Origin of the sequence: Corynebacterium sp. HMSC27B11, assembly GCF_001815985.1 — a bacterium.
In the GTDB taxonomy this organism is placed as follows: Bacteria; Actinomycetota; Actinomycetes; order Mycobacteriales; family Mycobacteriaceae; genus Corynebacterium.
In genome coordinates, this window is the sequence record NZ_KV823578.1 from 36,064 (window position 1) to 50,703 (window position 14,640).

15 protein-coding genes are annotated in these 14,640 nt (G+C 67.0%); 14 read left to right on the forward strand and 1 reads right to left on the reverse strand.

All coding sequences use genetic code 11. The features are described from left to right. The 11 genes from HMPREF3097_RS08500 to HMPREF3097_RS08545 all read left to right on the forward strand — a co-directional run bounded on the left by HMPREF3097_RS08500 (position 1) and on the right by HMPREF3097_RS08545 (position 11,577). Positions 1-765 (forward strand): cell division protein FtsQ/DivIB, encoded by a 765-nt coding sequence (locus tag HMPREF3097_RS08500; RefSeq protein ID WP_070761886.1) that lies wholly within the window; start codon positions 1-3, stop codon positions 763-765. Between the two features lie 243 nt (positions 766-1,008). Beyond that, a complete protein-coding gene (gene ftsZ, locus HMPREF3097_RS08505) occupies positions 1,009-2,274 on the forward strand; it encodes a cell division protein FtsZ (RefSeq protein WP_070758015.1) in 1,266 nt (421 codons plus the stop codon). A 5-nt stretch (positions 2,275-2,279) separates the two neighbouring features. Further along, positions 2,280-3,014 carry a peptidoglycan editing factor PgeF gene (pgeF, locus tag HMPREF3097_RS08510; RefSeq protein ID WP_070761887.1) on the forward strand — a complete coding sequence of 245 codons (735 nt, stop codon included), beginning with the start codon at positions 2,280-2,282 and terminating at the stop codon, positions 3,012-3,014. After that, a complete protein-coding gene (locus HMPREF3097_RS08515; protein ID WP_070761888.1) occupies positions 3,011-3,721 on the forward strand; it encodes a YggS family pyridoxal phosphate enzyme in 711 nt (236 codons plus the stop codon). Before pgeF ends, HMPREF3097_RS08515 begins: the two co-directional genes overlap by 4 nt. 56 nt (positions 3,722-3,777) lie before the next feature. Beyond that, positions 3,778-4,338 (forward strand): cell division protein SepF, encoded by a 561-nt coding sequence (gene sepF / locus HMPREF3097_RS08520; RefSeq protein ID WP_070761889.1) that lies wholly within the window; start codon positions 3,778-3,780, stop codon positions 4,336-4,338. Positions 4,339-4,344: 6 nt separating this feature from the next. Next, positions 4,345-4,632, forward strand: a complete 288-nt coding sequence (locus tag HMPREF3097_RS08525; RefSeq protein ID WP_070758022.1) for a YggT family protein — start codon at positions 4,345-4,347, stop codon at positions 4,630-4,632. A gap of 178 nt (positions 4,633-4,810) precedes the next feature. Then, on the forward strand, positions 4,811-5,881 hold the full coding sequence (locus HMPREF3097_RS08530; RefSeq protein ID WP_070761890.1) for a DivIVA domain-containing protein: 1,071 nt from the start codon (positions 4,811-4,813) through the stop codon (positions 5,879-5,881). 11 nt (positions 5,882-5,892) lie between these two features. Continuing rightward, entirely contained in the window at positions 5,893-6,051 is a 159-nt protein-coding gene (locus tag HMPREF3097_RS09775; RefSeq protein WP_168167021.1) for a hypothetical protein, read from the forward strand. Positions 6,052-6,328: 277 nt separating this feature from the next. Beyond that, complete coding sequence (gene ileS / locus HMPREF3097_RS08535) at positions 6,329-9,523, forward strand: isoleucine--tRNA ligase (protein WP_070761891.1); 3,195 nt, start codon at positions 6,329-6,331, stop codon at positions 9,521-9,523. A 6-nt stretch (positions 9,524-9,529) separates the two neighbouring features. Beyond that, on the forward strand, positions 9,530-10,963 hold the full coding sequence (locus HMPREF3097_RS08540) for a DNA polymerase IV (RefSeq protein ID WP_070761892.1): 1,434 nt from the start codon (positions 9,530-9,532) through the stop codon (positions 10,961-10,963). A gap of 89 nt (positions 10,964-11,052) precedes the next feature. Beyond that, positions 11,053-11,577 (forward strand): WKL family lipoprotein, encoded by a 525-nt coding sequence (locus HMPREF3097_RS08545; RefSeq protein WP_246821351.1) that lies wholly within the window; start codon positions 11,053-11,055, stop codon positions 11,575-11,577. 46 nt (positions 11,578-11,623) lie between these two features. On the opposite strand, the gene HMPREF3097_RS08550 is transcribed toward HMPREF3097_RS08545, so the two are convergent. After that, positions 11,624-12,544: a DUF6263 family protein gene (locus HMPREF3097_RS08550; RefSeq protein ID WP_070761893.1), complete on the reverse strand. Its 921-nt coding sequence runs from the start codon at positions 12,542-12,544 to the stop codon at positions 11,624-11,626. Positions 12,545-12,582: 38 nt separating this feature from the next. Here HMPREF3097_RS08550 and lspA point away from each other — a divergent pair, with 38 nt between their 5' ends. The 3 genes from lspA to HMPREF3097_RS08565 are packed head-to-tail and all read left to right on the forward strand — an operon-like array spanning position 12,583 to position 14,640. Continuing rightward, positions 12,583-13,086, forward strand: a complete 504-nt coding sequence (gene lspA / locus HMPREF3097_RS08555; protein WP_070761894.1) for a signal peptidase II — start codon at positions 12,583-12,585, stop codon at positions 13,084-13,086. Further along, a complete protein-coding gene (locus HMPREF3097_RS08560; protein WP_070761895.1) occupies positions 13,083-14,027 on the forward strand; it encodes an RluA family pseudouridine synthase in 945 nt (314 codons plus the stop codon). Before lspA ends, HMPREF3097_RS08560 begins: the two co-directional genes overlap by 4 nt. Further along, positions 14,017-14,640 carry a hypothetical protein gene (locus HMPREF3097_RS08565; RefSeq protein ID WP_070761896.1) on the forward strand — a complete coding sequence of 208 codons (624 nt, stop codon included), beginning with the start codon at positions 14,017-14,019 and terminating at the stop codon, positions 14,638-14,640. Before HMPREF3097_RS08560 ends, HMPREF3097_RS08565 begins: the two co-directional genes overlap by 11 nt.

The window sequence follows — 14,640 nt, forward strand, 5'->3', positions numbered from 1 at the left end:
ATGGCGGAAGAAAAGACCACTCGCGTTCGGCGCGGCCCCCGCAGCGCGGGAGCGCAGGCCCGGGAACGTCGCAGGCGAAGCAAGCACGCGCGGCGCCGGTGGGCGTTTGTGGCGGTGCTGGCCGTCGTTGTCGCGTGGGCGGTGCTCTTCTTCTTCCCGGTTCTTACCGTCAAGAACGTCGACGTCCAGGGCGCCACAAACGCTGATGTGCAGCAGGTCAGCGAAGCGAGCGGGGTGGGCCAGCAGAGCAACATGCTGCGCCTGGATACCGAGCAGGTCGCCCGGAACGTCGCCCCGACGCCGTGGGTGAAGAAGGTAACCGTCTCGCGCAGCTGGCCGAGCACCGTGACAATTCAAATCACCGAACACGAGGCCGTCGGCGTGCTCGACGAGGGTGGGGAGACATCCCTGATCGACCGGGACGGCAAGGTCTTCCTCAAGGGCCCGGCCCCGGAGGGTGCGGTGCCGTTTACCAAGGTCAAGGACGGCGACACCCGGGCACTGGCTGCCGGTGCGGCGGCGGTGAATGCGCTGCAGCCGGAGAACCGCAAGCAACTGGTGGAGGTCGCGGTCCCGAACGCTGAGGCGGTCGAGATGACCTTCGAGCTGCCCGCCCCTAAGGGGGAGGCCAAGCCCCGCAAGGTCGTGTACTTCGGTGCAGCCGAGCAGCTGACGGAGAAGGCCGAGGCGGTGCGCGTGGTGCTGCAGCGCGAGCAGCCCACGTGGAACGTGTCCAATCCCGCCATGCCGACAGCCCGGGATTAAGTGGGATTTTTCCGCCGCGTTGGGGTTGGCGCGGCGCTACTGAAGCGCGTGTGACTAGTGTGACTCATGTGCCGATAATCGCAGGTCGGAACCTTAAAGTAGAACTTTAAAGATACGACACGCTCCCGAAATGTGCGCCAAATCCTTGGCCCCACGGGTCAAGATGGAAGGCAACGAAAAGGCTCCACACATTAGCGCGGACCTTTCCCCGAAGGCTCGCGCACAAGGAAGGCGGAAAACTTTATGACAACTCCTGGAAACCACCTCGCAGAAATCAAGGTGGTTGGTGTCGGCGGCGGCGGAGTCAACGCCGTCAACCGCATGATCGACGAGAAGCTGCAGGGCGTGGAGTTCATCGCGATCAACACCGACGCGCAGGCTCTCATGCTCACCGATGCTGACGTGAAGCTCGACATCGGCCGCGAGGAAACCCGTGGTCTTGGCGCCGGCGCCAACCCGGATGTCGGCCGCAAGTCCGCCGAGGACCACAAGGACCAGATCGAGGAGATCCTCGCTGGTGCGGACATGGTCTTCGTCACCGCCGGTGAGGGCGGTGGCACCGGCACCGGTGCCGCCCCGGTCGTCGCAAACATCGCGAAGAAGCAGAACGCCCTGACCGTCGGTGTCGTCACCCGCCCGTTCACCTTCGAGGGGCCGCGCCGCACCAAGCAGGCCCTGGCGGGTATCGAGGAGCTCCGCGACGTCTGCGACACCCTCATCGTCATCCCGAACGACTCCCTGCTGAAGCTCTCCGACGAGCAGCTGTCCATGATGGACGCCTTCCGCAAGGCAGACGAGGTGCTGCTGTCCGGTGTCGAGGGCATCACCAAGCTGATCACCACCCCGGGCGTGATCAACGTGGACTTCGCGGACGTCCGCTCCGTCATGACCGACGCCGGCTCCGCCCTGATGGGCATCGGCACCTCCCGCGGTGAGCAGCGCGCCGTCAAGGCCACCGAGGCCGCGATCAACTCCCCGCTGCTGGAAAACACCATGCAGGGCGCCAAGGGCGTGCTGCTCTCCTTCGCGGGTGGCTCCGACCTGGGCCTGATGGAGGTCTCCGAGGCCGCATCCCTGGTCCAGACCATGGCCGACGAGGACGCCAACATCATCTTCGGCACCATCATCGACGACCAGCTCGGCGACGAGGTTCGCGTCACCGTCATCGCCACCGGCTTCGACGACTCCCCGTCGGCATCCTCCAGCGCCCAGCGCGGCGGGGCTGCCCACGCTGCCGAGAACCGCGGCGCTAGCATCTTCGGTGACTCCGAGGCCCCGCGCGTCGAGGCTGAGCCACTGCAGGAGGCCGCACCGGCCCAGCCAGCGACCCCAGCAAGCGAGCCGCGCCAGGAGCGCCAGAGCTCCTTCGCCGCCCGCGAGGGCCGCGCGGGCCAGAACCCCGCACGCGGCGGTGGCCTGTTCACCTCTGACGAGCCGGCTCGCCCGCGCCACGAGCGCACCGACGGCCCGGACGAGGGCGACGACCTCGACCTCCCGTCCTTCCTCTAACAGCGATGGCTACGGCACACCCGACCGAGCGCCCCGTCCGGATGGTGTTTACCACCCGGGACGGTGGCGTCTCCGAGGCTCCCTACGGCAGCTTTAACCTGGGAGATCACGTCGGGGACGACCCGGCGGCGGTCGCCGCCAACCGCGGACGACTCGCCGAGATCCTGGGGCTCGACGCGGAGCGCTTCATGTTCATGGAGCAGCTGCACACCCCGACGGTCACGGAGGTCACCGCGGACATGGTGGGGTCGGGGCCCGTGTCGGCCTCCGACGCTCTCGTCACGACGCTGCGGGACGTCCCGCTGGTCGTCCTGACTGCCGACTGCGTCCCCCTCCTGCTCGCCGATCAGGACGCCCGCGTCATCGCCGCGGTCCACGCCGGGCGGATCGGGGCCCGCAACGGCATCGTTGCCCGGGCCGTGGAGCGCATGGTGGAGCTTGGCGCCAACCCCGCCGCGATCCATGCGGTGATGGGGGCTGCGGCCAGCGGCGAAAACTACGAGGTTCCGGCCGACATGGCGGCGGACGTGGAGTCCCGCCTGCCTGGGGCGAAAACCCGTACGAAGCAGGGGACCACCGGGCTCGACATCCGGGCGGGCATCGCCCGCCAGCTCGAAAGCCTCGGCGTGGGCGCGGTGGACATCGACCCGCGTTGCACCATTGCCTCCGAGAGCCTGTTCAGCTACCGCCGCGAGGGAACCACCGGTCGCCAAGCTGGCGTAATCTGGATGCCATCATGACAAGCCCAGATGGAGATAAGGCCCGCGCCCAGCGGGCAGAGCAGCTGGCGGAGAACCTCCGAGCCGTGCGACACCGCATCGCCGTGGCCGGGGGAGCAGACCTCCTGCCGATCACGAAGTTTCACCCGGTAGAAGACATCGAGCTCCTGCGCGCCGGCGGCATCCACGCGGTCGGGGAAAACCGCGAACAGGAAGCCAAGCGCAAGGCCGCTGACCTGGCGGGAAGCGTCGAGATCCACATGGTGGGTCAGATCCAGACCAACAAGGCCAACTCCGTGGCTCGGTGGGCAGCCGCCGTCCACACCGCGGACTCGGAGCGACTCATCACCGCCCTCGAACGCGGCGTCGGTCTGGCGCTGGAGCGCGGCGACCGGGCGGAGAAGCTGCCGGTACTGGTGCAGTTCAGCGCCGACGGTGACCCCCAGCGCGGCGGTGCCCCGGAGGACCAGATCGACCAGCTCGCGGACCTGGTTGCGGGATCGGAACACCTCGAGCTGCGCGGCCTCATGACCGTCCCTCCTTTGGGCAGTGACCCGGCCGAGGTCTTCGCCCGCGGCCGCGCGCTGCTGGACGGCATCAGCGACCGCGTTCTGGGCGCGCCGGTGTACTCCGCGGGCATGAGCCACGACCTGGAGATCGCTATCGGCGAGGGCTCCACGTTGGTGCGTGTCGGTACGGACATCATGGGCCCGCGACCAGTACGTTAACGAACAACGAATACCCCAATAAACAGTGATTGCAGCAAGCGAAAGGAAACCCAAGCATGGCTGAGGGCTTTGGCGATAAGTTCAAGGAGTTCTTCGGGCTCGGGGGCGTAGAAAGCTACGAGGACCCTTACTACCGGGATAACTTCGAAGAGCGCCCCGAGCGCACCGAGCGCCACGAGCGTGAGGACCGTTCGGCCGGACGCTACGACTCCGATCACTACGGTTCCTACCGCTCCAGCGAGCGACGCTCCGAGGCTGGCTCCTCTCACGGCTACAGCTCCGACCGGGAGCACGCGGCCCCGGCACGTTCCCGCTACGGTGCTACCGAGCGTGAGGCTGCCCCGGCGCAGAAGAATCCGATGGTTATCCGCCTGGCGCTGAACGAGTACAACCAGGCGCGCGAGATCTCCGAGGCGCTGAAGACCGGCGACGTCGTCGTCTTCAACCTGGGTGGGATGGAGAAGTCCGCCGCAACCCGCGTGCTGGACTTCGCCGCAGGCCTGAGCCTGGGCCTGGACGCCGAGCTGAAGAAGCTGGGTGGGGTTCGTAACTTCGTGCTGATCCCGCACGGCATTGAGCTCGAGCAGTCCCAGCTGGATCAGCTGACGGAGGGCTGATCCCGAGTGGTCAACCTCATCGGAGCACTCATCCTGCTCGTCCGCCTTTTCACGCTGCTCCTCATCGTGCGGATCATCGTGGAGATGGTGCAGTCCTTCTCCCAGAATTGGCGCCCGCAGCGCTGGTTCATCATGCTTGCCGAGCCGATCTTCGCGATCACCGATCCGCCGGTCAAGGGGCTGCGTAAGCTCATCCCGCCGCTGAATATGGGCGGGGTTGCCCTCGACGTTTCTGTCTTGGTGCTGTTCTTTGGTCTGCAGATTCTCACGATGATTCTGTACTCCCTCCTCTAGCGAGGAATCCCGGGAGCCCGGCCAGGGCGAAGGTTTTTCAGAACTGGTGAAGAAAACCAGCTCTTGATGGGAACAAAGCCTTTTCGCGCTGGTATGGTGGACTACAGTCTTTCTGAAGAATAAAACCATCCTGCAGACAGGCATTGCCGAAAATAACCGAGAGCGAAGGGAAGTATTGATGGCGCTCACACCAGCTGACGTTCACAATGTTGCGTTCAGTAAGCCCCCGATTGGTAAGCGTGGCTACAACGAGGACGAGGTCGATCAGTTCCTCGACCTCGTTGAGGACACCCTCGCCGAGCTCCAGGACGAGAACGCTGAACTTCGCAGCCAGGTGGGCGACGGTGGCCAGCCGACCGCTGCCGCAGCGGACAGCAAGGTCGACGAGGAGGCGCTGCGCAAGCAGATCCGCTCCGAGGTTGAGGCCGAGGTCCGCGAGGAGGCTCGCCGCGAGGCGCAGAACACCCAGTCCAAGGGTGCTGCCGAGGTCTCTGGCCTGCAGTCCAAGCTGAAGGAGGCGGAGCAGCGCGCTGAGGCCGCTGAGCGCCGTGCTCAGGAGGCTGAGGAGAAGGCCAAGAAGGCTCAGCAGGATGCCGAGGCCGCGAAGTCCCAGGCTGGCAAGGCCGCCCCGCAGGCTTCCGGTGTCGCCGGTGGTGCAGCCGCCAAGGGCGCTGCCACCGAGGACACTCACATGCAGGCCGCTCGCGTGCTGTCCCTGGCGCAGGAGATGGCCGACCGCCTCACCAACGACGCGAAGACCGAGTCCAGCGCCATGCTGGATGAGGCCCGCGCCGAGGCGAAGAAGACCCTGGATAACGCGGACTCCACCGCGAAGAACCAGCTGGCGGATTCCCAGAAGCGCTCCGAGGAGCAGCTCTCCGACGCGAAGACCCGCTCCGAGAAGATGCTGGCTGACGCGAAGCAGAAGTCCGAGACCCAGCTCTCTGACGCGAAGCAGAAGTCCGAGACCCTGGTCTCCGACGCCAACGCTCAGGCAGAGGCCACCGTGCGCCAGGCACAGGAGAAGGCCAACGCCCTGCAGCAGGACGCCGAGCGCAAGCACACCGAGATCATGACCACGGTCAAGAAGCAGCAGACCGCTCTCGAGGCCCGCATCGAGGAGCTGCGCACCTACGAGCGCGAGTACCGCACCCGCCTGAAGACCTTCCTCGAGTCCCAGCTTGAGGACCTCAACAGCCGCGGCACCGCAGCGCCGAAGGCCGTCGAGGGCGAAGGCGAGCGCAACTAGCGATCATGCTCGTGGCCTCATTGGGCCTCGCGGTCCTCGGATTTGCAGCGCTCCTGGTGGCGCTCTATTTAGGCTCAGTCACCTGGGCCTGGATCTGCGTGATCATCGCAGCCATCGGAGTCCTGCTCTCCATCGCGGAGGCCATCCAGCACCGTAAGAGCAAAAAATAACTACATAGCTTTACCCCTAGGGTTGGCAGCCACACCGAGCCAACCCAACGCTAGGACCCGGCCATCACCGGCGAGCGCCTCGGAAGAACAGCCCCCACCAGGGAAGCCCAGTAGAACCGAGCGGAGTCGCGTCCCGTAGAACAACGCAAGATAAGAGGAAGCCTTTCCAACGGGCGGGTGGCGCCCACGGCAGGCTTCAAGCAGGGTGGTACCGCGAATCCTCGTCCCTGTGCTTGAAAGAAATTTCACTTTAAGCACCAGAGACGAGGATTTTCTTATGGCTACACCAGCTGGCGGCGTCTACCCCCGCGTCGACATGAGCGGCGGAGGCAGCAACTTCCCGGCCATGGAAGAAGAGGTACTGAAGTACTGGAAGAAGGACAATACCTTCCAGGCCAGCCTCGATAACCGCAAGGACAACGAGGAGTACGTCTTCAACGACGGCCCGCCGTTCGCTAACGGCCTGCCACACTACGGCCACCTGCTCACCGGTTACGTCAAGGACATCGTCCCGCGCTACCGCACCATGGCCGGCTACCACGTCCCGCGCGTCTTCGGCTGGGACTGCCACGGCCTGCCCGCCGAGCTGGAGGCGGAGAAGCAACTGGGCATCAAGGACAAGGGCGAGATCGAGTCCATGGGGCTGGACCGCTTCAACGAGTACTGCGCCAAGTCCGTCATGCACTACGCCGATGAGTGGGAGAACTACGTCACCCGTCAGGCCCGCTGGGTGGACTTCGAAAACGGCTACAAGACCATGGACCAGGACTACATGGAGTCCGTCATGTGGGCCTTCAAGGAGCTCTACGACAAGGGCCTGATCTACCAGGGCTTCCGCGTGTTGCCGTACTCCTGGGCCGAGCACACCCCGCTGTCCAACCAGGAGACCCGCCTCGACGACTCCTACCGCGACCGCCAGGACCCGACCGTCACCGTGACCATGCCGTTTACCGGCGCACGTGAGGGCTACCCGGCCACCAAGACCTGGGAAGCGCACCCCGAGCTGCACGACGCCGCGGCCATCGCCTGGACGACGACCCCGTGGACGCTGCCGTCCAACCTCGCCCTGGCCGTCGGCCCGGAGATCGAGTACTCCCTGGTGAAGGTCGGCGAGGACGGTGTGGAGGGCTTCGTCGGCGCGAAGCTGCTGCTGGCTAGTGCACTGCTGGGTGCCTACGCCAAGGAGCTGGGCAAGGAGCCAGAGGTGCTGGCCACCTTCACCGGTGCTGAGCTCGAGGGCCTGGAGTACACCCCGGTCTTCGATCACTTCGCTGATCAGGAAAACGCCTTCATGGTGCTCGTCGCGGATTACGTCTCCACCGAGGACGGCACCGGTGTCGTCCACCAGGCTCCGGCCTTCGGTGAGGACGATATGGAGGTCTGTAAGGGCTACGGCATCGACCTGGTCATCCCGGTGGACGCCGACGGCAAGTTCACCTCCCTGGTGCCCGAGTACCAGGGCAAGCTTGTCTTCGACGCCAACCGCGACATCATCCGCGACCTGAAGGCCAAGCAGCGCGTCGTGCGCGACCAGACGATCGTCCACTCCTACCCGCACTCTTGGCGCTCCGGCGAGCCGCTGATCTACATGGCCCTGCCCGGCTGGTTCGTGAACGTGCTCGAGATCCGCGACCGCATGGTGGAGCTCAACCAGGAGATCGAGTGGATCCCGGAGCACATTCGCGACGGCCAGTTCGGCAAGTGGCTGGAGGGTGCCCGCGACTGGAACATCTCCCGCACCCGCTACTGGGGTTCCCCGGTCCCAGCCTGGGTCTCTGATGACCCGCAGTACCCGCGCGTGGACGTCTACGGCTCCCTCGCTGAGCTGGAGGCCGACTTCGGCGTCCGCCCGAAGTCCCTGCACCGCCCGGACATCGACGAGCTGGTCCGCCCGAACCCGGATGACCCGACCGGTAAGTCCATGATGCGCCGCGTCCCGGACGTCCTCGACTGCTGGTTCGAGTCCGGCTCCATGCCTTTCGCCCAGTACCACTACCCGTTTGAGAACGTGGCGGCCTTCGAGGAGGAGCAGCCGGCGGACTTCATCGTCGAGTACTCCGGCCAGTCCCGCGGCTGGTTCTACGTCCAGCACGTGCTCTCCACCGCGCTATTCGACCGACCGGCCTTCAAGAAGGTCGTCGCCCACGGCATCGTCCTGGGCTCCGACGGGCTGAAAATGTCCAAGTCCAAGGGCAACTACCCGGACGTCAACGAGGTCTTCGACCGCGACGGCTCCGACGCGATGCGCTGGTTCCTGATGTCCAGCCCGATCCTGCGTGGCGGCAACCTGATCGTCACCGAGCAGGGCATCCGCGAGGGCGTGCGCCAGGCGCTGCTGCCGATTTGGAATGCGTACAGCTTCCTGCAGCTCTACGCCTCCGAGGAGGCGCGCTGGTCCGTGGATTCCGATAACGTGCTGGACCGCTACATCCTCGCCAAGACCCACGACCTGGTGGCCAATGTGGACAAGGCCCTGGCCGATACCCGCATCGCGGACGCCTGCGACGAGGTGCGCCAGTACGCCGACATCCTCACCAACTGGTACGTGCGCCGCTCCCGTGACCGCTTCTGGGCCGGCCAGGAGGCCCACCCGGAAGCCTTCGACACCCTGTACACGGTGCTCGAGGTGGCCACCCGCGTGACCGCGCCGCTGCTGCCGTACATCTCCGAGGTCATCTGGCGCGGGCTGACCGGCGAGCGCTCCGTCCACCTGGCGGACTACCCGAAGGCCGAGGACTTCCCGGCCGACGCGGAGCTCGTCGACGCGATGGACGCCACCCGTGCGGTCTGCTCCTCGGCCAGCTCGGTGCGCAAGTCCAATAAGCTGCGCAACCGTCTGCCGCTGCCGAAGCTCACGGTCGCGCTGCCGGAGTCCGCACGGCTCGCGGAATTCGCCGCCACCATCCGCGATGAGGTCAACGTCAAGGACGTGGAGTTGACGGATGACGTCGACTCCGCGGGCAGCTTCGAGGTCGTCGTCAACGCGAAGGTCGCTGGTCCGACGCTCGGCCGCGACGTCCAGCGTGCCATCAAGAACGTCAAGGCCGGTAACTACGTCCGCGAAGGCGAGAACGTGATCGTCGACGGAGACATCGTCCTGACCCCGGAGCTGTATACCGAGCGCCTGGTTGCGGAGAACCCGGACTCCACCGCGCGCGTCGCGGGCCCGGGTGGGCTCGACGGCCTGGTGGTCCTCGACACGACCGTCACCCCGGAGCTGGAGGCCGAAGGCTGGGCGGCGGACGTCATCCGCGGCCTGCAGGACGCCCGCAAGAACGAGGGCTTCGAGGTCTCCGACCGCATCCGCCTGCGCCTGGCGGTGCCGGCGGAGAAGAAGGACTGGGCAGACCAGCACATCGGACACATCGCTGAAGAGGTCCTCGCGGTGGAGCACGAGGTACTCACCGGTGAGAAGCTGGGCCACGAGATCGTGGACGGCGTGACCGCCGAGGTGGCAAAGGTGGCTCGCTAAGCCGCCATGCGCTGGGTCGCCCACATCGACATGGACGCGTTCTATGCGTCCGTGGAGCAGCTCACCCGGCCGACCCTGCGCGACCGGCCCGTCCTCGTGGGCGGGATGTCCGGGCGCGGGGTCGTGGCCGGGGCGAGCTACGAGGCGCGCGTGTACGGCGCGCGCTCAGCCATGCCGATGCACCAGGCGATCCGGCTGTGCCGCAACCGGGCGATCGTGGTCCAGCCCCGGTCGGTGCTGTATAAAACCATTTCCCGGCGAATCTTCCAGGTCATCGCCGAGCGCGCGGGCGTGGTCGAGCAGCTCTCCGTGGACGAGGGCTTCGCCGAGCCCCAGGGATTGGCGGATGCCGCGGCCGCCCGGCGGTGGGCCGAGGACCTCCAGCGCGCGGTGGAGGAGGCCACGGAGCTGCCCTGCTCCATCGGCATGGCGAGCACCAAGCTGGACGCGAAGATGGCCAGTGACCTCGCCAAGCCCCACGGGATCTTCGTGGTGGAGGACCGGATGGCCACCTTCGGCCCGCGCCCAGTGGGCGACCTGTGGGGGATTGGCCGGGTCGCTCAGGCCAAGCTCGCCGACGTAGGCGTGTACACGATCCAGCAGTTCGTGGACATGGACCCCACCGACGTGAAGTCGCTGCTCGGCAAGGTCGGCCTGGAGGTTCAGGTCATGGCCGGCGGCGACGACCCCCGGCCCGTGGCCCCACGCGCGGAGGCGAAGCAGATCAGCGCCGAACAGACCCTGCCGGTGGACGCGCGGACCTACCGGGACGTGCTGAACATCATGGAGCTCTCCGCCCGGCAGGCCTATCGGCGGCTGCGCAAGGACGGCCGGGCGGCGCGCACCATCACCGTGAAGATCCGTACCAGCGACTTCGCGCTGCACACCCGATCGACCACGCTGCCCGCACCCACTGATGACTTCGAGCAGTTGCTGCGCGCCGCCCGCGCGGTGCTGCCCCGGCCGGAGGATTCCGGCGCGGTGCGCTTGGTGGGCGTGGGATTCTCCGGGCTCAGCCACGACCGGCAGGAGATGCTCTTCCCGGAGCTCAGCCACCCCGCGGTGCCACACCAGAGCGTCACCCAGAGCGCCACTACCGTGGCCGGCCGGGGTGAGGTCCCCGCGGGGGCCGAGGCTGCTGGCGAGTCACATCCCGGGGGAGCAGCGGAGCGGAAAGAAAGCCGCTGGCAACAGACCCAGGACGTCTGGCATCCGGATTATGGCCACGGCTGGGTGCAGGGAAGTGGGGTGGGCGTGGTGACCGTGCGTTTCGAGACCCGCGAAACCGGACCCGGCCGCATCGCGACCTTCGACACCGACGACCCGCAGCTCCAGCCCGCGGACCCGCTGGACAGCCTGGCCTGGGGCACGGATGCGGACGATGACGGTGAGCAGCTGGCGCTCGGTGGGGAAGGGCCAACTGACTCCACCGGGGAGTGAGATCCGCCGCACACCACTGTCCGCGGAGGCGGGCTTTGGCCGCCCGGGCGAGTAGGATCAAGGCTTTGACACCCCCGCGTCGAAGGAGAATGTTGACCGTGAAGATCTGGAAGTCCGTGGCCGTGGCAACCGCTGCCGTCGCCGGCCTCACGCTGACCGCCTGCGGTTCGGAGGATGCGGATACCGCCGCCACCACCGAGCAGACCACCGCCAGCAGCGCACCGTCCTCGACCGCGCCGGAGGAGAAGCTGCCGACCCCGCAGGAACTGCAGGAGGTCCTCCTCAAGGCGGTCGACCCGCGCGTTCCAGCCGAGGAGAAGGTCAACTCCGTCGTCGACGGTGACCAGGCACCGGAGATCTTCGAGGCACTGACCCGCAGCCAGAGCGAGGCCCAGGCGAAGCTCGAGGTCGTGGACCCGGTGCTGCCGGGCGTGCTGCCGGACATGGCCGAGGCCACCATCAAGCTGCAGGCCCCGGAGAGGGACCCGCAGGTCATCAGCGGTGTGGAGTTCGTCCACGAGGATGGCAAGTGGAAGCTGGACACCCGCTGGGCATGCACCCTCGTCGAGACGGTCCTGCCGGAGCAGGTCCCGCCGATGTGTAAGGAACTCTAAAGGGGACTCGAAGCCCCCGGGGCTTGCGCGCTAGGGCGCAAGCCGCCTACTTCCATTCGCTGCGCGACGTGATGGTCTGCAACACGCGCAGCGGGGCGTCGTCCTTGCCGTAAGTGACGGTCGTTTCCACGCTGACCTTGCCCTCGGCGGGCAGCGGACGGGACAGATCAACGGTGATCCGCCCCTCGGAGGTCGAATCCGCCTCCAGCACCTTCAGATCCGTATCCGCCAGGCTCGCGACCGCCGGTCGGCGCTTGGCCGCGACGTCGAGGACGACCTTGTCGCCGTCCCGCTCCACGAGCGTGTACGTCAGCTCCTGGCGCAGGGAGACCCCCTCGTCCACGCGCCCGCTGACTGTCCACTTCGCGCCCGGGCCCACTTCCTCCTCGGGGAAGACGATCGGCAGGTCCGTCATCTGCGTCAGAGCCTGCTCCACGCTGGCCCGAGCCCCGTCCGTGGCGCCTTCGGGGGCGCCGAAGGAGCGGGTCTTCACCCGGCCGCTGGGCTCCATCGTCTGGTGCATCTCGAAACCCTCGGCGGAGGCCATGTCCTCGTTCAGCTCCGCGTTCGTCCCGTCCGGGCGCCCCACCACGACGGTCGTGGCGATCTCCTCGCCCTCCTCGCTCGCCGTGGCGTTCAGTGGCAGGTCCATCGTGACATCGCCGTAGGGGACGTCCTCGCCCTCGCCGTGGGCGGTTTTCTGCTCCAGCCCCTGGGTCGCCGAATAGGTCAGCTCCTGGGAAGCCTCCTCCTCGCCGATGCGGTAGGCGAGGGTTGCGCGGGGGCTGTTGCCGGGCTCAAGCAGCTGCACGCGCACGCCCTCGACCGGCGCCTCGACGGCCTCTGGGCTCGACGAATCAGCAGTGCACGCGGCCGTGCCGAGGAGTCCGAGGGAACACATCAAAGCGGCGATCGCGCGCCGGCCGGTGCGGTGGGAGCGGGTGCGTGAGGGAGTAAACACGGTCATAACCGTAGCAGTTTGCAGCTCAAGCTAGACTTGCTGGAGTGAAGCAGCAGAGTAACCGAGGAACCGTGACCGCCGTGGCCCTGGCGACCCTGGCGGTTGTGGTGATCATCGACCAGCTGAGCAAGTGGCTGGCCGTGGCCACCCTGCCGCCGCGCGAAGCCGTGCCGGTGCTGGGGGATTGGTTCCGTTTCTTGTTGGTCCGCAACCCGGGGGCGGCATTTTCGATGGGTACGGACGCCACCATCGTGCTGGCATTCGTCCAGCTCATCGCGGTGGGTGTGGCGGTATTCCTCGCCTTTCGAGCCCGCACCGGGCTTGGTGCCCTGACCATTGGGCTGATCGGGGGAGGGGCGGCCGGCAACCTGATCGACCGCATTTTCCGGGAGCCGGGCGGTATGCACGGCCACGTCGTGGACTTTTTCAGCTTCTGGAACTTCGCGATCTTCAACGTGGCGGATATCGCCATCACCGTCGGGGTAGTCCTCTACCTCGCCATCGTTTTCATCGTTGAGCCCCGAGCAGAAAGGAAGGCGCAGGAATGACCGAACGTGAGCAGCGGATGATGCCCGTGCCGGACGGCCTGGCGGGGATGCGTGTCGACGCAGGCCTGTCCAAGCTGCTGGGCCTGTCCCGGACGGTGGTGGCCGACCTCGCGGCCGCGGGGGACATCACCTCCGAGGGCAAGGCGCTGGGCAAGTCCGACCGGCTTGTTTCCGGCCAGTGGTTGGACGTCACCCTTCCCGCCCCTGAACGCGACCTGGCTGCCGAGCCACCCCAGCTCGTCGCGGGCATGGACATTCTCTATTCCGACGACGACGTCATCGCCGTGAATAAGCCCGTCGGTGTCGCCGCACACCCGACCTTGGGCTGGGAGGGCCCCACTGTGACTGCAGGCCTGGCGGCCGCGGGCTTCCGTATCTCTACCTCCGGGCCCCCGGAGCGCAAGGGTATCGTCCAGCGGCTCGACGTGGGCACCTCCGGGGTGATGATCGTCGCCGCGAGCGAGCGGGCCTATACCCACTTGAAGCGCGCCTTCCGCAACCGCGAGGTGGAGAAGATCTACCACGCGCTGGTGCAGGGCCACCCCGACCCGACCTCCGGGACCATCGATGCCCCGATCGCGCGCCACCCCTCGGCGGGTTGGCGCTTCGCCGTGCGCGACGATGGCAAGCACGCGGTGACGCACTACGACACCCTCGAGGCCCACCGCCAGGCCAGCCTGCTGCGGGTGAACCTGGAGACCGGCCGGACCCACCAGATCCGCGTGCACTTCTCCTCCCTGCACCACCCGCTGTGCGGCGACCCCATGTATGGCTCCGACCCGGAGCTGGCCGAGAAGCTGGGGCTGATCCGCCAGTGGCTGCACGCAGTCTCCCTGCGCTTCGAGCACCCCACGGGCCGGATGATGCAGATCGACAGCCCGTACCCAGCGGACCTCCAGCAGGCCCTGGATAGGCTGCGGGAGGCCAACGATGGAATCTAGGTCTCCGCAGGTGGTCAAGCCCAACCGCGCCCGCCAGCGGGAACTGGACTGGGAGGATACCCGCCGACCCGCGTGGGTGGCGTGGCTCGGCGGGATCTGCGCCGTCGCCCTGCTCGTGGGGATCATGGTCATGGCCCAGTCGGACCGCACCAGCAAGCCGATGCACATCAACGGCGACCAGCTGGGGCCGTTCTACATGTCCGACCAGGCGTACGAGGAGCACTCCCGCCAGCTCCTTGACGAGGCCGAGGGGAACGAGCCCCGCTGGGCGCTGGTCTCGCCCACCACGGCGATGGCGCCAAAGGACTTCGCCAAGGTCTTCGACATCCCGCACGCGGCCCGGGTGCGCGTGTCCACGCTGCTGATCGGCCCGGTGGTACAGCGCCCGATCCCGGAACCGGCCGCCGGGCTGCGCCGCGAGGACGTCTTCACCATCGCCACCGAAGGACTGGAGGGGGAGGACGTCGCGATCAACGGCGCCCTTGTCTACGCCGCGCCCGCCGAGCTCAAGGCGATCGCGAAGAACCCGAAAGTCATGGCCGTTGAACCGGCCCCGGTGGACGCAGCCTATGGTCGTATGGGCATCCGCGCCGTGACGCACGAGGAGGAATAG